General features: G+C 71.0%; 21 protein-coding genes. 18 read left to right on the forward strand and 3 right to left on the reverse strand.

Annotated features, from left to right (window positions below; translation table 11 throughout):
* Nucleotides 1-152 precede the first annotated feature (152 nt).
* The 5 genes from FB157_RS03510 to FB157_RS03530 all read left to right on the forward strand — a co-directional run bounded on the left by FB157_RS03510 (nt 153) and on the right by FB157_RS03530 (nt 2,830).
* Entirely contained in the window at nt 153-890 is a 738-nt protein-coding gene (locus FB157_RS03510) for a DUF2993 domain-containing protein (protein WP_145875857.1), read from the forward strand.
* Between the two features lie 200 nt (nt 891-1,090).
* Nucleotides 1,091-1,171 (forward strand): Ms5788A family Cys-rich leader peptide, encoded by an 81-nt coding sequence (locus FB157_RS49585; RefSeq protein WP_350751515.1) that lies wholly within the window; start codon nt 1,091-1,093, stop codon nt 1,169-1,171.
* Nucleotides 1,172-1,302: 131 nt separating this feature from the next.
* Nucleotides 1,303-2,148 (forward strand): sulfurtransferase, encoded by an 846-nt coding sequence (locus tag FB157_RS03520; protein WP_145875859.1) that lies wholly within the window; start codon nt 1,303-1,305, stop codon nt 2,146-2,148.
* 42 nt (nt 2,149-2,190) lie between these two features.
* Nucleotides 2,191-2,478, forward strand: a complete 288-nt coding sequence (locus FB157_RS03525) for a DUF1416 domain-containing protein (RefSeq protein WP_145875861.1) — start codon at nt 2,191-2,193, stop codon at nt 2,476-2,478.
* 88 nt (nt 2,479-2,566) lie between these two features.
* Complete coding sequence (locus tag FB157_RS03530; protein WP_145875863.1) at nt 2,567-2,830, forward strand: DUF3099 domain-containing protein; 264 nt, start codon at nt 2,567-2,569, stop codon at nt 2,828-2,830.
* Nucleotides 2,831-2,840: 10 nt separating this feature from the next.
* On the opposite strand, the gene FB157_RS03535 is transcribed toward FB157_RS03530, so the two are convergent.
* Nucleotides 2,841-3,203, reverse strand: a complete 363-nt coding sequence (locus FB157_RS03535; RefSeq protein ID WP_094217032.1) for a DsrE family protein — start codon at nt 3,201-3,203, stop codon at nt 2,841-2,843.
* Nucleotides 3,204-3,305: 102 nt separating this feature from the next.
* On the opposite strand from FB157_RS03535, the gene FB157_RS03540 reads away from it, so the two are divergent.
* The 6 genes from FB157_RS03540 (at nt 3,306) to FB157_RS03570 (ending at nt 7,929) form a co-directional block, all read left to right on the forward strand.
* A complete protein-coding gene (locus FB157_RS03540) occupies nt 3,306-4,049 on the forward strand; it encodes a hypothetical protein (protein WP_261386148.1) in 744 nt (247 codons plus the stop codon).
* Entirely contained in the window at nt 4,046-4,813 is a 768-nt protein-coding gene (locus FB157_RS03545; protein ID WP_145875865.1) for a hypothetical protein, read from the forward strand. Before FB157_RS03540 ends, FB157_RS03545 begins: the two co-directional genes overlap by 4 nt.
* Nucleotides 4,810-5,679: a hypothetical protein gene (locus tag FB157_RS03550; protein ID WP_145875867.1), complete on the forward strand. Its 870-nt coding sequence runs from the start codon at nt 4,810-4,812 to the stop codon at nt 5,677-5,679. The genes FB157_RS03545 and FB157_RS03550 overlap by 4 nt, the downstream gene beginning before the upstream one ends.
* 228 nt (nt 5,680-5,907) lie before the next feature.
* Nucleotides 5,908-6,483, forward strand: coding sequence for an FABP family protein (locus FB157_RS03560; RefSeq protein WP_145875869.1), 576 nt, complete (start codon nt 5,908-5,910; stop codon nt 6,481-6,483).
* Nucleotides 6,484-6,515: 32 nt separating this feature from the next.
* On the forward strand, nt 6,516-6,953 hold the full coding sequence (locus FB157_RS03565; protein WP_145875871.1) for a Fur family transcriptional regulator: 438 nt from the start codon (nt 6,516-6,518) through the stop codon (nt 6,951-6,953).
* Nucleotides 6,954-6,963: 10 nt separating this feature from the next.
* On the forward strand, nt 6,964-7,929 hold the full coding sequence (locus FB157_RS03570) for a folate-binding protein YgfZ (RefSeq protein WP_145875873.1): 966 nt from the start codon (nt 6,964-6,966) through the stop codon (nt 7,927-7,929).
* Between the two features lie 44 nt (nt 7,930-7,973).
* On the opposite strand, the gene dtd is transcribed toward FB157_RS03570, so the two are convergent.
* Nucleotides 7,974-8,399 (reverse strand): D-aminoacyl-tRNA deacylase, encoded by a 426-nt coding sequence (gene dtd, locus FB157_RS03575; RefSeq protein WP_145875875.1) that lies wholly within the window; start codon nt 8,397-8,399, stop codon nt 7,974-7,976.
* A 159-nt stretch (nt 8,400-8,558) separates the two neighbouring features.
* On the opposite strand from dtd, the gene FB157_RS03580 reads away from it, so the two are divergent.
* The 3 genes from FB157_RS03580 to FB157_RS03590 all read left to right on the forward strand — a co-directional run bounded on the left by FB157_RS03580 (nt 8,559) and on the right by FB157_RS03590 (nt 11,694).
* Nucleotides 8,559-9,149 (forward strand): aerial mycelium formation protein, encoded by a 591-nt coding sequence (locus FB157_RS03580; RefSeq protein ID WP_145875876.1) that lies wholly within the window; start codon nt 8,559-8,561, stop codon nt 9,147-9,149.
* A 91-nt stretch (nt 9,150-9,240) separates the two neighbouring features.
* On the forward strand, nt 9,241-10,482 hold the full coding sequence (locus tag FB157_RS03585; protein WP_145875878.1) for a GNAT family N-acetyltransferase: 1,242 nt from the start codon (nt 9,241-9,243) through the stop codon (nt 10,480-10,482).
* Nucleotides 10,483-10,785: 303 nt separating this feature from the next.
* Nucleotides 10,786-11,694 carry a FadR/GntR family transcriptional regulator gene (locus FB157_RS03590; RefSeq protein ID WP_145875880.1) on the forward strand — a complete coding sequence of 303 codons (909 nt, stop codon included), beginning with the start codon at nt 10,786-10,788 and terminating at the stop codon, nt 11,692-11,694.
* 13 nt (nt 11,695-11,707) lie between these two features.
* Here the strand turns inward: FB157_RS03590 and FB157_RS03595 are convergent, their stop codons facing one another.
* Complete coding sequence (locus FB157_RS03595) at nt 11,708-11,896, reverse strand: hypothetical protein (RefSeq protein WP_145875882.1); 189 nt, start codon at nt 11,894-11,896, stop codon at nt 11,708-11,710.
* Nucleotides 11,897-12,026: 130 nt separating this feature from the next.
* Between FB157_RS03595 and FB157_RS03600 the strand changes: the two genes are divergently transcribed.
* From FB157_RS03600 to FB157_RS03615, 4 genes are all read left to right on the forward strand, one after another.
* Nucleotides 12,027-12,905, forward strand: coding sequence for a winged helix-turn-helix domain-containing protein (locus FB157_RS03600; protein WP_145875884.1), 879 nt, complete (start codon nt 12,027-12,029; stop codon nt 12,903-12,905).
* Nucleotides 12,905-13,642, forward strand: a complete 738-nt coding sequence (locus FB157_RS03605) for an HAD family hydrolase (RefSeq protein ID WP_145875886.1) — start codon at nt 12,905-12,907, stop codon at nt 13,640-13,642. The genes FB157_RS03600 and FB157_RS03605 overlap by 1 nt, the downstream gene beginning before the upstream one ends.
* 86 nt (nt 13,643-13,728) lie before the next feature.
* On the forward strand, nt 13,729-16,005 hold the full coding sequence (locus FB157_RS03610) for a phosphotransferase family protein (RefSeq protein WP_145875888.1): 2,277 nt from the start codon (nt 13,729-13,731) through the stop codon (nt 16,003-16,005).
* A gap of 9 nt (nt 16,006-16,014) precedes the next feature.
* Nucleotides 16,015-16,641, forward strand: a complete 627-nt coding sequence (locus FB157_RS03615; protein WP_145875890.1) for a TetR family transcriptional regulator — start codon at nt 16,015-16,017, stop codon at nt 16,639-16,641.
* Nucleotides 16,642-16,658 lie beyond the last annotated feature (17 nt).

Raw genomic sequence — 16,658 nt, forward strand, 5'->3', positions numbered from 1 at the left:
CCGGCATGGAACCCCGACTCCCACGGCGCAACTCCGCACCCAGCCCCACCCCAGGGTGCCTGTCACAAGTGATCCACAATCCGGACCGGCCGAGCCCCGCAGGGTTACCGTGGCGTAGCTGGACACCGTCGCCGACCCGGGGGAACCTCCACATGCGCGCCCTGCGAATAATCCTGATCCTCGTCGTGATCCTGGGCGGGCTCTTCGTGATCGCCGACCGCGTCGCCGTGCACTTCGCCGAGGGGGAGGCCGCGGACAAGCTGAGGGCGACCGAGAACCTGACGTCGACCCCGGACGTGGACATCAAGGGCTTCCCCTTCCTCACCCAGGTCGCGGGCGGCTCCCTGGACGACGTCGAGGTCGGCATCAAGGACTACGAGGCGGCCACCGGCACCAACGGCAAGACCATCCGCATCGACGACCTCAAGGCCGACATGAAGGGCGTGGACTTCTCCGGCGACTACAGCTCCGCCACCGCGGCGACCGCCACCGGTACCGCGACGATCTCGTACGACGAGCTGCTGAAGACCGCCAAGTCCGAGCCCACCGAGGTCGCCCCGGGGATCACCGCCCGGGTCGTGGGCCTCTCCGACGGCGGCAACGGCAAGATCAAGGTCATGGTGGAGGGGACCGTCGCGTCGGTCGGGCTCAAGCAGACGGTGCCCGTCCTCAGCTCGGTGACCGTCGAGAACGACAAGGTCCGGGTGCACGCGGACAGCCTGCCCAAGCTGGGCGCCGCCGCGATCGCCGAGAACCGCATCCGCCAGATCACCGACTTCCAGCAGGCCGTCGACCAGCTGCCCGGCGGCATCAAGCTGGACAAGGTGCAGGCCGCCGAGGACGGCGTGGAGATCAGCGTGAAGGGTTCGAACGTCCGGCTGGCTGGGTAGTACGACAGCCGACCGAACGACGGGGTGTCCGACAGGCGAGACGCCCCCGTCCGCACCGTAGATGCACTGACCGGGACAAGCGCCCGGAGGCCGTCCCACGACGCCCCGGGCGCTTTCCATATCCCAACATCCGGACGATCTCGTCTCACAGTCCGACACGCCGGTGACACGCCCGCCCGTACGTCCCTACGATCGGGGCCATGAAGCGACAGGCGGATCTCACGAAGCGGCGGGCAGTCGACCTGTGCCGCGTTGCCGCCATGCTCTGTCGCCCCTTCTGAGCGAAAGTCCCCGACTTCCGCATCTCACCCCTGCCCTGCTGGAAGGGCACCCGTGCGCCTCCGGACGAACCGGAGCCGTACCCGTACGCACTCGCACGCCTCGCCGTAACTGCCCCGGAGGAGAGAAGAGCATGAGCCGCAGCGACGTCCTCGTCGACGCCGACTGGGTCCAGGACAACCTGGACAACCCCGGCATCGCGATCGTGGAGGTGGACGAGGACACGTCCGCCTACGAGAAGAACCACATCAAGAACGCGATCCGCATCGACTGGACCAAGGATCTGCAGGACCCGGTCCGCCGCGACTTCATCGACCAGGAGGGCTTCGAGAAGCTCCTGTCGAAGAAGGGCATCGCCAACGACACGCTGGTGATCCTCTACGGCGGCAACAACAACTGGTTCGCGTCGTACGCCTACTGGTACTTCAAGCTCTACGGCCACGAGAACGTCAAGCTCCTCGACGGCGGCCGCAAGAAGTGGGAGCTGGACGCCCGCGAGCTGGTCGACGGCGCCGACGTGCCCGAGCGCGCCGCGACCGACTACCGGGCCAAGGCCCAGGACACCTCGATCCGCGCCTTCCGCGACGACGTCGTGGCGGCCATCGGCTCGCAGAACCTCGTCGACGTCCGCTCGCCCGACGAGTTCTCCGGCAAGCTGCTCGCCCCGGCCCACCTCCCGCAGGAGCAGTCGCAGCGCCCGGGCCACGTCCCGACCGCCCGCAACATCCCGTGGTCGAAGAACGCCAACGACGACGGCACCTTCAAGTCGGACGACGCGCTCAAGGAGCTCTACGCCGCCGAGCAGGTGGACCTCGCCAAGGACACGATCGCCTACTGCCGTATCGGTGAGCGCTCGGCCCTGACCTGGTTCGTGCTGCACGAGCTGCTCGGCGTCCAGAACGTCAAGAACTACGACGGCTCCTGGACCGAGTACGGCTCCCTCGTCGGCGTGCCGATCGAGCTCGGCGCCAACAAGTAACCCACCGACCGACCTTCTGGTCAGACCCCTCTGGAGAAAGACATGTGTGGAGCGAAGGCCGGCGGCCCGGACGCCTCGACGATCAAGCCCGGTGAGACCACGATCCAGGGTCAGGTGACCCGCGACGGCGAGCCGGTGACCGGCTACGTCCGTCTGCTGGACTCGACCGGCGAGTTCACCGCGGAGGTCCCCACCTCCGCCACGGGACAGTTCCGCTTCTACGCGGCCGAGGGCACCTGGACCCTGCGTGCCCTCGTCCCCGGCGCCACCGCCGACCGCACGGTCGTGGCCCAGAAGGGCGGCCTCGCGGAGGTCGCGATCGCGGTCTGAGCAACCTCAGAACCGGCCGAAGGGCCGCACCCCCGGGTTGGACGCCTGGGGTGCGGCCCTTCGGCCTGTCCGGACCTACCCTGGAACCGTGCTCTCGAGGCGACGTCATCTGTACTTCGCCATGATGGGGACCTGCATCGGTCTCTTCGTCCTGGCGTGGGCGGTCGTGCGCCTCTGGTCGATCCCCGCGGCGGTCGGCATGTGCGTGGTCGCCATGGTCATCCCGCCCGTGGCCGCGATGGTGGCCAACCGGCGCGGCCCCGAGGACCGCTGGTGGGACGACCCCTCGGGGGACCCGCAGTCCGACGAGTGGTGGGACGAGCTGGACGGGAAGAAGCGGCCCAGGTCGTGAGACGGGCTGCTCAGTAGACGAGCGCCTGCGTCTCGTCCCCCAGCGCCTCCTGCACGAAGACCTGCGCGCCCGCGATCCGTACGCCCTCCAGGACGTCCTTCTCGGTGATCTCGCGCCGGGCGGCGCACTGCGTGCACAGCGTGATGCGGCCGGCCGCGAGGATCGAGTCGATCAGGTCCGGCAACGGCGCCGCGTGCGGCAGCTCGAACTCGGCGGCCCGCCCCGGCAGTGCGAACCAGGACGACTCCCCGGTCAGCCACAACGAGACCTCGACCCCGCTGGCCACGGCCACCGCCGCCACCGTGAACGCCTGTGAGCAGCGCTCGGGTGCGTCGGCCCCGGCGGTCACCTTGATCACGAGCTTCTTCGCCATGGCCGAATCGTAATCCTTTCCCCTGCAACTACATGCGCATGCCATGAGTCTCCTGTGCGCGCGGATGACGGAATCCACGCTTCCCGTGATCAGGGAGACGTCTTGGAAGCAACAGAAGAGAGATCCGACGCGCCGGTCGTGCCGGATGCGTCCGACCCGTCCCGGCCCCGCCGGCGCGGCCGTACGCCCCGGCTGGCCGGTGCCGCCGCCCTGCTCGGTGTGGTCGCCGGCACCTGCGCGGGGTATCTCGTGCAGGCCGACCGCGAGCCCACGAAGCTGCCGTCGCTCTCCCAGTCGGTGATCGAGCAGGCCAAGGGCGAGGTCGAACCGCTCTCGGCCGCGCAGGACCGCAAGGTCAGGACCGACGGCGACCTGCGCAAGCTGCTGCTGGCGAAGCCGCGCGGCACCCGGACGGCGGACTGGCTGCCCCGGGACGGCTGGATGGACCTGGCCGCGTACGCCGGCGACTACACCGACGCGGGCGCGGAGTTCAGCTCGCTCGTCACGGACCAGTTCCGCCGGGCGGCCGTCACCGGCTGGCGGGTCGGCCACGCGTACAGCGTGGAGATCCGGCTGGTCCAGTTCCGCCAGGAGGACTCCATGGCGGCCACCGACTCCAGCCACAACCTCCAGGACGACGCGGAGTCCGTGTCGCCGACCGACAGCTGGAGCATTCCCGGCACCGGGGACGGCAGGGCGTACGTGCACAACCACGCGCCGCTCTACAACGCCGAGGCGCATGCCTGGCGCGGGGACATAGCGATGGAGATCTGGGCCTACAGCTCCAAGCCGATCACCAGGAAGACGATCACGGACCTGGCCGAGCGGCAGATGGAGCGGCTGTGACCGAGAACCGGAACGAGCCCCGCCGCCGGGGCCGGGTCGCCGCCGTCGTCGGTTCCGTGCTGCTGGCCGGGGCCGTCGTCGCCGGGGTCGGCTACACCGTCGTGACCGTGCAGGGCGCCGACCGCGACGCGGGTGCTCCCGCGTGGAAGTTCCCCAGGGCCAAGGTCGACCAGGGCCGGGCGGAGTCGCGCAAGGGGCTCGCCGGCCTGCTCGTGCCGTACGGGACCGACAACTGGACCCGCGGCCCCGACATCGGACAGTTCGGTGCCGACGCACAGCTGAGCGGCGCGCAGGCCACGGCCCTGCGGAAGGAGTCGGTGAGCAGCCTGCCGCGGTCCCTGCGCAAGCGGATGGAGCAGCAGATCGACCGGCAGCACCTCAAGGGCATGGCGATGCGCAGCTACTACAGCGACCAGTCCAAGGCCTACCTGTGGAACGAGCAGATCTACTCGGTGAACATCGTGCTGGCCGAGATGGAGGACACGGCCGCGGTGCGCTCCGCCTCCAGGCTCCAGAACACGTTCCTCGACACCCTGGGCGTCCTGCGCGCGGGCCCGGGGATCAAGGGCCACGAGAACGCCAAGTGCTTCCGCTCGCCCAAGGCCTCCGACGAGGACCTCGGCATGATGCTGTGCTCCGGCTATGTCGGCGACATCCTGGTCAACGCCACCGCGTACGGCCCGAAGTCGCTCGACGCCGACGGAGTCGCGAAGCTCATGACCACCCAACTCGACCGCATCGCCGAACCGGGGAAGGCCGTATGAGCGAGCAGGAGACAACCGTCCCCCCGGAGCAGCCCGTGGCACAGGTCTTCTCCCCGGCCGCCGCCGGGGCCGAGGGCGGGCTCCAGACTCCGGCCCCCGGCAAGGACCGCCGCGCCCTGCGGGCCGTGCTGCGCTGGACCGCGGCCGTCGCGGTCTTCGCGGTGGCCGGGGCGGGAACGGCGTACGGGATCACCCGGATGGACCGGACGGACGTCCCCGGACTGGCCACCGCCTCGGACGGCCGCTGGGAGTACCCGGAGCTGACCAGGCCGCCGCTGCCCTCGGGCAGCCCCGGTCCGTTCGCCGACGGGAACCCGGCCGGCGCCCACTACGCCGACCTGCGCGCCCTGCTCCTGCCCGCGCCCGGGGGCGCGAGGGAGGACAAGGCGTTGCGCGGCTCGGACGGCTGGCTGGCGACGGAGGACTACCTGGCGGAGTACGCCGTCGAGGAGGAGCGGGACGAACTGCGGCAGAAGCTGGTCGACAACGGCCTGCGGCACATCGCGGCCCGCGGCTGGACCACCCCGGACGGCACCCGGACCCGTGTCTACCTGCTGCAGTTCGGCACGGCGAACGTCGTGGACAACCAGTTCGCGAGCGACAACGTCGCCTACGGCACCCCGGCCTACCAGGTGCGCGGCTCCGGCGCGGCCGTCTACGACGAGGGCTTCCCCGAGCGGGCCGCCGTCTCCGGGGTCGAGCGCACCGCCTACGTCGAGTCGAAGCCGTACGGCGCCGAGCAGGTCCGGCAGGCCTACGTCGCCGCCGGGGACGTCTTCGCGGTGATCCTGCAGTCCCGGAGGGGGACCGCCCCCGCCGTTCCCTTCCAGCAGACGGTCGTCCTGCAGAGCCAGCTGCTCGGCTGATCCCGAAGGGACGCCGGAGGGCGTACCTGACCGGGAGCTCCGGGCCCCGGACGCGTAAGCTGGGGCCCGGCTCTGTCGTACGCCCACCCTCGCTCAAGGAGCACCCGTGGAGATCTTCTTCGAAACCCTGCTGGTCCTGGTCTGCGTCGGCGTCCTCGCCTTCGCCGGGCTGACCGTGAAGAAGCTGTACCAGGGCCAGCGCTGACCCCCACCTAGGAACTGCCGCTCATGATCGAGATCCCGTCCGACCTCCACAAGGACCTGGTTCCCCTCGCCTTCCTGCTCGGGAACTGGGCCGGTGCGGGCGTCCACGACTTCCCCGGCTCGGAGAAGTGCAACTTCGGCCAGGAGGTCACCTTCACCCACGACGGCCGGGACTTCCTGGAGTACCGCTCCCACACCTGGGTGCTGGACAACGACGGGAACAAGGTCCGTCCGCTGGAGTCGGAGTCCGGCTTCTGGCGGATCGACGCGGGCCGCAAGGTCGAGGTCACGATGACCCGCGACGACGGTGTCATCGAGATCTGGTACGGCGAGCTGGCCGACAAGAAGCCCCAGATCGACCTGGTCACGGACGCCGTGGCGCGTACGGCCGCCTCGCAGCCCTACACCGGCGGCAAGCGCCTGTACGGCTACGTCAAGAGCGACCTCATGTGGGTCGGCGAGAAGCAGACCCCCGAGGTCGAGCTGCGCCCCTACATGTCGGCGCACCTGAAGAAGGTCGTCACCCCGGAGGAGGTCGAGCGCTGGGCCAAGGCCCTCCCGGACGACCTGCCCGACGACGGCATCGCGTTCTTCAAGTAGGCCTTCCACCGGGTGGCTCTAGACTTTCCAGTGTGGTGAGCACCGACTGGAAGAGCGACCTCAGGCAGCGCGGCTACCGGCTGACGCCGCAGCGGCAACTCGTGCTCGAAGCCGTGGACACCCTTGAGCACGCGACCCCCGACGACATCCTCGGTGAAGTGAGGAAGACCGCGTCGGGGGTCAACATTTCCACCGTGTACCGCACGCTGGAGCTGCTGGAGGAGCTGGGCCTGGTCAGCCACGCCCACCTCGGCCACGGTGCGCCCACGTACCACCTCGCCGACCGCCACCACCATCTGCACCTGGTGTGCCGCGACTGCGAGAACGTCATCGAGGCGGACGTGGACGTGGCCGCGGAGTTCACGGCCAAACTGCGGGGGCAGTTCGGCTTCGACACCGACATGAAGCACTTCGCGATCTTCGGGCGCTGCCAGGACTGTTCGCTCAAGGGTTCAAGTACCAAGTCGTAGGCTTACCCGTATGAAGAGCCCTCTGCTGTCCCTGCCCGGCGCCGTCCCCGCCGAGGGTGTGGACGAAGACGTCGCCGCCCACTACGGCGACCTGTTCCGCGAGCAGCGCGCCCTCGCCGACGGCACCGGATTCGTCGACCTCTCCCACCGCGGGGTCCTCACCGTGACCGGTGAGGACCGCCTCAGCTGGCTGCATCTCCTGCTCACCCAGCACGTCAGCGATCTGCCCGCGGGCGAGGCCACCGAGGCACTGATCCTCTCCGCGCACGGCCACATCGAGCACGCGCTGTATCTGGTGGACGACGGGACGACGGTCTGGGCCCATGTGGAGCCCGGCACCCAGGAGGCGCTGCTCGCGTACCTGGAGTCGATGAAGTTCTTCTACCGGGTCGACGTCGCCGACCGCACCGACGACTTCGCGGTCGTCAGCCTGCCGGCCGGCTCGATCGCCGAGGTGCCGGAGGGTGTCGTCGTACGCGAGACGGCGTACGGCCGTGACCTCTTCCTGCCCCGTGCCGACCTGGAGCCCTTCGCCGCCGCTGCCGGCCCCGCCGCCGGTCTGCTGGCCCACGAGGCGCTGCGCGTCGAGCACCACCGGCCCCGCGTCGGCTTCGAGACCGACCACCGCACGATCCCGCACGAGCTGGGCTGGATCGGCACCGCGGTCCACCTCCAGAAGGGCTGCTACCGAGGCCAGGAGACGGTGGCCCGCGTGCAGAACCTGGGCAAGCCGCCGCGCCGTCTGGTCTTCCTGCACCTGGACGGCAGCGACGTCCACCTGCCGGTCCACGGCACCGAGATCCACCTCGCGGACGAGGGCCCCGACGGCCGCAAGATCGGCTTCGTGACGACGTCGGTACGCCACCACGAACTGGGCCCGATCGCCCTGGCCCTGGTGAAGCGCAACGTCCCGACCGACGCGAGGCTCCTGGCCGGAGACACGGCCGCCGCGCAGGAGGTCGTGGTCAAGCCGTAGCTCACGGCCCCTGTGAAGGTGCGGCGCCGTCGGTTTTCGCGGCGCTAGATCTCCACCAGCACCGTGAACGGCCCGTCATTTGTCAACGACACCCGCATCCGGGCCCCGAACCGGCCCGTCGCCACCGTCGCGCCCAGGGCACGCAGCTGGGCGACGACCTCGTCGACCAGGGGCTCGGCGACGTCGCCGGGGGCCGCCGCGTTCCAGGTGGGGCGGCGGCCCTTGCGGGCGTCGCCGTAGAGGGTGAACTGGCTGATGACGAGCAGCGGGGCGTCGATGTCCGAGCAGGACTTCTCGTCGTGCAGCATGCGGATCGACCAGAGCTTGCGGGCCAGTTGGGCCGCCTTCTCCTTGGTGTCCTCGTGGGTCACCCCCACCAGGACGCACAGGCCCTCGCCCTCGATCGCGCCCACCGTCTCGCCGTCCACGACGACACTCGCGCCGTCCACTCTCTGCACCACCGCACGCATGCGCACCATCATGCCGGGTGCCCGGGACCCGGTCACAGGCGGTCCATTATTGCTCCTTAAGCCCCCATCTGGGGCCGTTCGGGGGCACTCGGTCACATAGTGGCCACTTGGGGTGGCACGATGCTTCCACACGCCGGTCGAGGGGACGGTCACACGCACATGAGCACACCGATTACCGGGTGGCTGGAGACGCACCGGCCGCCCGTGCAGCGCGGCGACGGCCCGTCCGGCCCGTCGCTGCCCGCGGAACCGCCCGAGCACGACCTGGCCCGGCTGAGCCTGCCCGAACTGCGCGTCCTGCGCCGTGACGCGCAGCGCGACGAGGCGGACCTCAGCTATGTGCGGCGGCTGCTGCAGGGCCGGATCGACATCCTGCGCGCGGAACTGGCCCGGCGCGGCCGGGCGTCCGTGCCGGCGCCCGCGGACGCCTCCGTGGTGGAGCGGCTCCCGGAGATCCTCACCGACGCCCCGGCCCGGCAGCGCTCCTCGGCCCGCCATGTCACACTCGGCACCCCGCACAACGAGGAGTACCGGCTGCTGGCCGCGGAGATGCTCGGCGAGGTCGAGCTGTCGGACCTCAAGGCCCGCACCGATCTGGAGCTGACCACCGCCATGGGCCGCCTGGTCCGCTACGAGCAGGAGGTCTCCCGGCGCCGCCAGCGCCTGCAGCGGGTCACCGACGACTGCAGCGGGGAGATCGCCCGCCGCTACCGGGTGGGCGAGGCGCAGGTGGACGATCTCCTGACCTGACGGGACCGGCCTTGCCGACCCCACGGGACCCGAGGGGGAGGCGGGCGAAATCCGGGCGACACGGCTCGGGAGGCGCGCCTACCGTGACCCCATGACCAACGACGTCCGCACCGTGACCGAGGCCGACTTCGCGGACTGGCACCGCGCTCTGAGAACCGGTTTCCTGAATGAGCCGGTGCTGACGGCCGAGCAGTTGGAGGCGCGCCGCCGGCAGTTCGTCGAGGGCCGGCTGCTGGGCGCCTTCGACAACGGCCGCTGTGTGGCGACGTACCGCTCCTTCGCCCAGGAGGTCACCGCGGTGGGCGGCGCCCCCGTCCCCGCGAACGCCGTCTCCAACGTCACCGTCACCCCCACGCACCGCCGCCGCGGCCTGCTGACCCGCATGATGAACCGGGACCTGGCGGCGGCCAGGGAACGCGGCGACGTCGTCGCGACCCTGATCGCCGCCGAGTACCCGATCTACGGCCGCTACGGCTTCGGCCCGGCGACCTGGACGACCCGGTGGACCGTCGAGGTGCCCCGCGCGGGTCTCGATCCGCGCTGGTCCGGTCCGCAGGACGGCGGCCGGATCGATCTCGTGGACGGCGAGGACGTCCGCAAGCTCGGCCCCGAGCTGTACGAGCGCATCCGCCGCGCCCAGCCCGGCGCCGTCAGCCGGGACGAGCTGTACTGGCAGGCGAACACCGGCGTCGTCCGCTTCGGCGGCGAGTGGACCGAGCCGTTCTACGGGGTCTACCGCTCCGCCTCCGGCGAGGTGGAGGGCCTGGTGTCGTACGAGTCCGACGACAACTGGCACGACAAGCAGCCGCACAACACCGCCGACGTCAACTGGCTGATCGCCGCGACCCCGGCGGCCGAGGGCGCCCTGTGGCGGTACCTGTGCTCGATCGACTGGATCACCAGGGTCAAGAGCGGCTGGCGCGGCCCGGACGACCTGCTGCCGTTCTTCCTGCCCGACCCGCGCGCCGCCAGGGTCACCGATCACGCGGACTGGCTGTGGGTACGGATCCTGGACGTCGTACGGGCCCTGGAGGCGCGGACGTACGAGGGGACCGGCTCGCTGGTGCTGGAGGTCGTGGACCCGGGAGGACCGGCCGGGGGCCGGTTCCGGCTGGAGGCCTCGCCGGAGGGTGCGTCCTGCACTCCGGCGGGCGGCACCGCCGTCGATCTCACGCTGCCGGTGGCCGAGTTGGCCACGGTCTGGCTCGGGGACGAGTCCCTGGTGCGGCTCACGGCGCTCGGCCGGGTCCGGGAAGAACGAGAGGGCGCCGCCCGGAAGGCCGACGCCCTGTTTCGCACGTCCGGGCGACCGTGGTGCCCGGACATCTTCTGAGGCTCCCCTCGTCCGGCCGACGCTGACTGTGCATCCGTAGCTAACTGTTCAGTTGTGGCTGTGCCATGACCTTGTTCAGTTGTGGCTGTGCCGGCTGTTCAGTTGTGACTGTGCGCTCCGGTGGCCGCCCCCTGCCCGGGCTCCCGGCTCCCCTCCGGAAGGGAGCCCGGTCGGCCAACCACTGGGGAAGCTCGACCATGTTGTTCAAGTTGGCTACCAACTTCACTTTACTTATCTCCGCCTGGATGCGGCTCATAACCACCTTTCCGTGAACTGCCGCAAGATGGCGGGAAGTTGTAGTGTTTGTTCGTGGACCCGGAACACGCCTCCGCCAGTGAACGGAAGAGGCCACAGCGGTCACGCACGTCACATCGCGAGGTGGCCGACGAACTGCGCGCCCGGATCCGTTCCGGTGTGCTGCGACCGGGCCAGCGCATGCCCACCCAGGCCAAGCTGGCGGACGAGTTCGGCGTGGAGCGCGGTGCCGTACGGGAGGCCCTGCGCATCCTGCACTCGGAGCGCCTGCTCACCAATGTGTCCAAGGGCAGCCCCGCCACCGTGGCCGCGCCCGGGGGGCACGTCCGCCCCGTGACCGTCCCGGCGGTGCCGCAGCCCACCATGGTGGGCCTCGCCCCGCGCATCGCGGCCGCCTTCGCCGCCCCGCACGTCGAGATAGACGCCCTCTGCCTGACCTCGGTCTCGCTCACGCTGGCCCTGGGCGTCGCGCTGCGCCAGATCCATGCCGGCAAGCTGAAACCGGCCAAGATCGACGTCCGGGTGCTGCTGCCCAGCCGGGACATCGACCTCGCCTTCCCGGCGCCGGTGGACGCCGCCGACGGCGCCCTGCTGCACCGGCGCTGGCTGTCCCAGCGCAACGCCCAGGGCCAGGTGCTGCGGCACAACCTGGAGGCATTGCGCACCACGCACCGCATCGACGTGCGTGTCTCCTTCCGCGCGCTGCCGTTCACGCCGCCGGTCAAGCTGTATCTGCTCAACGGGTCCGAGGCGCTGTTCGCGTACTACACGCTCAGCCGCCGCGAGCGGGAGATCGACCACGAGCAGCTGCAGCTCTACGACGCGGAGGGCACGCGGTCGCTGCTGTTCGCCTTCGAACAGGGCGGCGAGCCGCGCGACACCACGTTCGTGGAGCAGTCCCAGCTGTGGTTCAACGCGCTGTGGGAGACGATCAGTTCGGAGCTGGTGCTGACGTAGCCAAGGCTCGTGATCAGAGGGCGGGACCCGCGAGGAGCACCGCGAGCAGCACGGCTCCGGCGGAGCTGACCGCCGGGCTCTTGGCCTTGATGCCGACGGAGAGCAGGAGCAGGCCGACGATGCCGGCGGCGCCGTACTTCCACTGGACGAGCTGCTCGAAGCCGACGACGAAGGCGGCGCAGAGGAGTGCGAGGACGGGCATGGTGGTTCCCCCTTTCGGCCTGCCAACTCGACCAAGTTGGCAACCAACTCTAATTAGGTTGTCCCCACTTGGTCGCTACTCGCAAACAACTTCGGAACAACTCCCCTTAGATGGATCAGGGTTGTAGCGTTTGGTTGTGACCCAGGAGAACGTGGCAGCGAACGGCAGCAGAAGGCTCACGCCCCGCGAGATCGCCGACGTCCTGCGGGAACGCATCCGCGCCGGCGACCTGAAGACGGGCGAGCGCCTGCCCACCCAGGCCGAGCTGGCCGAGGAGTTCGGGGTGGAGCGCGGTGCCGTACGTCAGGCCATCCGGGCACTGGCGGAGGACGGTCTGCTCAGCAACGTCAGCAAGGGCAGCCCCCCGCGCATCGCCGAGCCGGCCCCCGCCCACGACGAGCCCCAGCCGACGATGGTGGGCCTCGCTCCCCGGCTGACCGAGGCGTTCTCCGCGCCGCACGTGCGGATCGACGCGGCCTGCCTGACCGCGCAGTCCCTGATCCCCGCCCTGGGCGAGCCGCTGCGCCTGATCCACGAGGGCCGCCTGCGCCCCGACCGGATCGACGTCCGCATCCTGCTGCCGTCCCGGGACATCAATCTCGCCTTCCCGGTCTCCGTCGACGCCCGCCCCGACGACGACACCGTGCACCAGCGCTGGCTGGCGATGCGCAACGCCCAGGGGCAGGTCCTGCAGTACAACCTCCAGGCCCTGCGCTCCACCCACGACATCGACGTGCACGTCACCTTCCGCGCCCTGCCGTTCACCCCGCCGGCCAAGCTGTACCTGCTCAACGGGTCCGAGGCGCTGTACGCGTACTACATGATCACGCGCCGGGAGGAGCCGACGGAGGGGGGAATGCTGGAGATGTACGACACCGTCGGCTCCGAGTCCCTCCTCTTCTCCTTCGAGAAGCGGGCCGGTCAGCGGGACGCGGCGTTCGTCGCGCAATCCCAGAAGTGGTTCGACGCCCTCTGGGAAACCATCACGACGGACCTGACACTCTCCTAGTGACTTCTGATGCGACTCCTGATGCGAACGAGATCGAGAAGCTACGAGAACTGATCACAGCTGCGCGGGTCGTCCTGTGGGACTTCGACGGGCCGATCTGCCGCCTGTTCGCCAGGCACAAGGCGGCGCGCGTGGCTGCCGAGCTGGTGGAGTGGCTCGAGCTGCAGGGCCTGCGCGGGCTGCTCACCGACACCGAGCGGGACACGCTGGACCCGCAGGTCGTGCTGCGCGCCGTGGACCGCAGGCACCCGGGCAGCGACCTCGTCGCCGAAGTGGAGGAACGGCTCACCCAGGAGGAGCTGCGGGCCGCCGCCTCCGCCCTGCCGACCGCCTACGCCGACCCGCTGATCCGTACCTGGACGGCCGTCGGATCCCGTCTGGCCATCACCACCAACAACTCGCCCCGGGTGGTCCGGGCCTACCTCGAGAAACGCGGTCTCGACGGCTGCTTCGCCCCGCACGTCTACGGCCGCACCCAGGACCTGCACCTCCTCAAGCCGGACCCGCACTGCCTCAACCGCGCCCTGAGCGGGACGGGCGCCCCGCCCGCCAAGGCCCTGATGATCGGCGACACCCCCTCCGACCTGCTGGCGGCCCGTGAGGCGGGCGTTCCGTTCCTGGGCTACGCGCGTAATGAGGGGAAGGAGAAACTCCTGAGGGCGGCGGGGGCCGAGCGTGTCGTGCGGTCGCTGGAGCCCTTGCTGCTGTTGCTCCGGAGGGTGCGGTCGGTGCGCTAGCATGCCGAACCATCTGTGGGGAGTTAGCGTTTCCCCGACCCGTTCGTCCCCCTCCAGCGCAGCGCGATCGAACCCCGGAGCGGCCCGTGGGCGCACCACCCGTCCCCCGCGACATGACCGGGAGGCGCGCCGGCCGAGTTCTGCCCCGCTCCGTGTGCCAGGAGCTCCTGGCGCGGGCCGTCGCGACCGGGCGGGTGAGCGGAGGTTTCCACCACCAGAACTACGTGCTGTCGCTGGACGGGCCGATGGCCCGGCTGATCGGACGTCAGCCGGGGACCACCGTGACCGTGCGGGTGCGGCGCGCGGGCGCCCTGCCCGTGGTGATCCGGACCTGGCAGAACGAGGCGGCGGTCCTGCGCGCCGTCCGGGGTGTCCTGCCCGGCGTGCCCGAGTGCCTGGCCGAGGGAGACGGCTTCGCCGTCCACAGCCATGTGGACGGCGTGCCGCTCTCCAGCGTCTGCGGAGACGGGAAGCCTGTCGACGGCCTGCTGGTCCGGTCCCTGGCGGGCCTGCTCGCCGAGACGGCCCAGGTGCGCAGCAGCGCCGCGCTGCCGCCCCTGCCCGCGCTGTGGCCCCGGAACTTCAGCGACAGCCAGGGCTTTCTGCGGGCCCTGGCCGGCATGGCCGACCTGCAGATCCGACAGCCCAACCGGGCCTGCTTCGGCGGCCTGTTCGCCGCCCTGGGCATCCCCGAGGACGCCCTGGCCCGGCTGGCCGAGCGGGTCCCGGTCATGACCCGCCGGCCCTACAGCCTGCTCCACGCCGACCTGCACCGGGACAACGTGATCATGCCCAGCGGCGGCACCTCGCCCCTGGTCCGCGTCGACTGGGAGCTGGCGAGTTACGGCGACCCGCTGCACGACCTCGCCACCCATCTGGTCCGGATGCGCTACCCGGACCACCAGCGGGACGAGGTGGTCGAGGCGTGGGCGTGCGCCATGCGCGAGGTCCGTCCCGCGGCCGTCAACGGTGTGACCAGGGACCTGCGTCACTACGTCGCCTTCGAGCAGGCCCAGTCGGTGTACCCGGACGTGATGCGGGCCGCGATGTCCCTGGACGAGTGCTTCGACCAGGAGGGCCTGGACGGGGCGACGGCCCGGGTCCGGCGCGCCCTGGAGGCGGCGGCCGCGCCGCTGCGCCTCGCCCATGTGCCCGGGGAGCGGGAGATCGAGCGGATCCTGTTCCGCTGGCGGGCGTCCGTGCGGCCCGGCGTGCGGACGGCGACCGGCGGCGGGGCGCCGCACGTGCCCGCGGTCCGGGCGATCGACTGGACGCCGGACCGGCGGGTCCCCGAGCACCCCGACTTTCCCCACCGGGCCGTCGCCGACGCCCTGTTGCTGGAGGGCGCTGCCCCGGCCGACCGGGTCTTCAAGGGCACCGCGCACCTCAACACGGTGCTCCGGGTGCCCGGCACCCCGTTCCCCGTCGTGGTCCGCCGCAAGGCCGTGAACGTGACCCGGCGCGAACGCAGTTTCCTCAGCGAGCACGCCGTGCTCAGGGCGATCGAGCGCTCCGGGGCGGCAGTGGCCGCGCCCCGGGTGCTGGCGCTGGGCGAGAGCCACTCGATGGACCGCTCCGGCATCCGGACGTACTCCGGGGACCGCTTCGCCATCCACACCTACGAGGGTCCGAGCGACCCCGGCCGGGGGCCCGTCCACCCGGTGGGCGGCCTGCTCCCGCACGAGGCGGACGATCTCGTCGACCAGCTGGCCGCGCTCACCGGGGTCGACTACACCGAGATCGACCCGGTCGCGGGCCGGGGCGGCTTCTACGGCTGGCTCAGCGAGCAGCTGGTGGCGCTGGTCGCCGGCCTGCCCAAGGCGTCCCAGCAGTTGGCCCGCTTCCTCGGCCTGCCCGACGCGCCGAGGCTGCGCGAGATCCTCGCCCGGCACCAGGTCACCGCCCGCGCCCCGGCCCTGCTGCACGGCGACCTCAACCCGTGGAACCTGGTGCGCCGTGACGACCGCCCGGCCCTGACCGTCATCGACTGGGAGATGGCCCTGGTCGGCGACCCGCTGTACGAGCTGGTCCGGCACATGCACCTCACCCCCACCCGGCCGGAGATCCGGGACCGTATGTTCCGCCGCTGGGAGACCCGTCTGCCCGCGCGGTACACCCACGAGTGGCGGCGGGACTGGCGGGTGTACCGGTGGGTCGAGATCGTCCGCTCGGCCTACGTCGACCTCGACCGCCTGGTCACCGGCGCGAGTCTGGACGCCCCCAACGTCCGCCGCGCGGTGGAGTCGTACGCGATGACCCTGGCGGCGGCCACCGCCTCCCTGGGCCTGTCGTCCCGGCACCGGACCAGCCCTTGTCTCACCGGCGCCCTGGCCTGGCCGACCCTCCCGGACGGTGCTGCGTAGGCTCGTCCCATGGAAGAGATGGGCCTGCGCGAGCGCAAGAAGCGGCGGATGTACCAGGACGTGTCGGACACCGCCGTGGCGCTGTTCCTGGAGCGCGGCTTCGACGCCGTGTCGGTCGCGGAGGTGGCCGCCGCGGCCGGGATCTCCAAGCCGACCCTCTTCCGGTACTTCCCGGCCAAGGAGGACCTGGTCCTGCACCGGATCGCGGACCACGAGGCGGAGGCCGCGCGGGTGGTCGCCGGGACGGCCGACCCGCTGGGTGCGCTGCGCCGCAACTTCCTGGACGGGCTGGAGCGCTCCGATCCGGTCACGGGGCTGAACGACCATCCCGCGGTGCTCGCCTTCCACCGGCTGCTGTACGGGACTCCCGCCCTGGTGGCGCGGGTGTACGGCTATCAGGAGCGGGCGGAGGCGGCGCTCGCCGAAGCGCTCGGGGGCGGTCTCGACGCCCGGCTCGCCGCCGGGCAGATCATCGCCGTCCAGCGGATCCTCGCGCTGGAGAACTGGCGGCGGATCGCGGCGGGCGAGGGTGTGGAGCAGGTGCGGCCGGATGCGGTACGGGCCGCCGAGCGGGCCTTCGGGCGGCTGGCGGCAGGGCTGGGCGGGCTGACCGCCCAATCCGTCGAGACTCGGTAACATATTTAACCCGGTTG

The organism is Streptomyces sp. BK340, assembly GCF_007827595.1.
Classification (GTDB): Bacteria; Actinomycetota; Actinomycetes; order Streptomycetales; family Streptomycetaceae; genus Streptomyces.

Excerpts from the sequence above, each read along its gene's own strand:
- FB157_RS49585 (WP_350751515.1), top strand. The coding sequence starts at position 1,091 with ATGAAGCGACAGGCGGATCTCACGAAGCGGCGGGCAGTCGACCTGTGC.
- FB157_RS03525 (WP_145875861.1), top strand. The coding sequence starts at position 2,191 with ATGTGTGGAGCGAAGGCCGGCGGCCCGGACGCCTCGACGATCAAGCCC.
- FB157_RS03570 (WP_145875873.1), top strand. The coding sequence starts at position 6,964 with ATGAAGAGCCCTCTGCTGTCCCTGCCCGGCGCCGTCCCCGCCGAGGGT.
- FB157_RS03535 (WP_094217032.1), bottom strand. The coding sequence starts at position 3,203 with ATGGCGAAGAAGCTCGTGATCAAGGTGACCGCCGGGGCCGACGCACCC.
- FB157_RS03550 (WP_145875867.1), top strand. The coding sequence starts at position 4,810 with ATGAGCGAGCAGGAGACAACCGTCCCCCCGGAGCAGCCCGTGGCACAG.
- FB157_RS03580 (WP_145875876.1), top strand. The coding sequence starts at position 8,559 with ATGAGCACACCGATTACCGGGTGGCTGGAGACGCACCGGCCGCCCGTG.
- FB157_RS03585 (WP_145875878.1), top strand. The coding sequence starts at position 9,241 with ATGACCAACGACGTCCGCACCGTGACCGAGGCCGACTTCGCGGACTGG.
- FB157_RS03595 (WP_145875882.1), bottom strand. The coding sequence starts at position 11,896 with ATGCCCGTCCTCGCACTCCTCTGCGCCGCCTTCGTCGTCGGCTTCGAG.
- FB157_RS03615 (WP_145875890.1), top strand. The coding sequence starts at position 16,015 with ATGGAAGAGATGGGCCTGCGCGAGCGCAAGAAGCGGCGGATGTACCAG.
- FB157_RS03560 (WP_145875869.1), top strand. The coding sequence starts at position 5,908 with ATGATCGAGATCCCGTCCGACCTCCACAAGGACCTGGTTCCCCTCGCC.
- FB157_RS03520 (WP_145875859.1), top strand. The coding sequence starts at position 1,303 with ATGAGCCGCAGCGACGTCCTCGTCGACGCCGACTGGGTCCAGGACAAC.
- dtd (WP_145875875.1), bottom strand. The coding sequence starts at position 8,399 with ATGCGTGCGGTGGTGCAGAGAGTGGACGGCGCGAGTGTCGTCGTGGAC.
- FB157_RS03510 (WP_145875857.1), top strand. The coding sequence starts at position 153 with ATGCGCGCCCTGCGAATAATCCTGATCCTCGTCGTGATCCTGGGCGGG.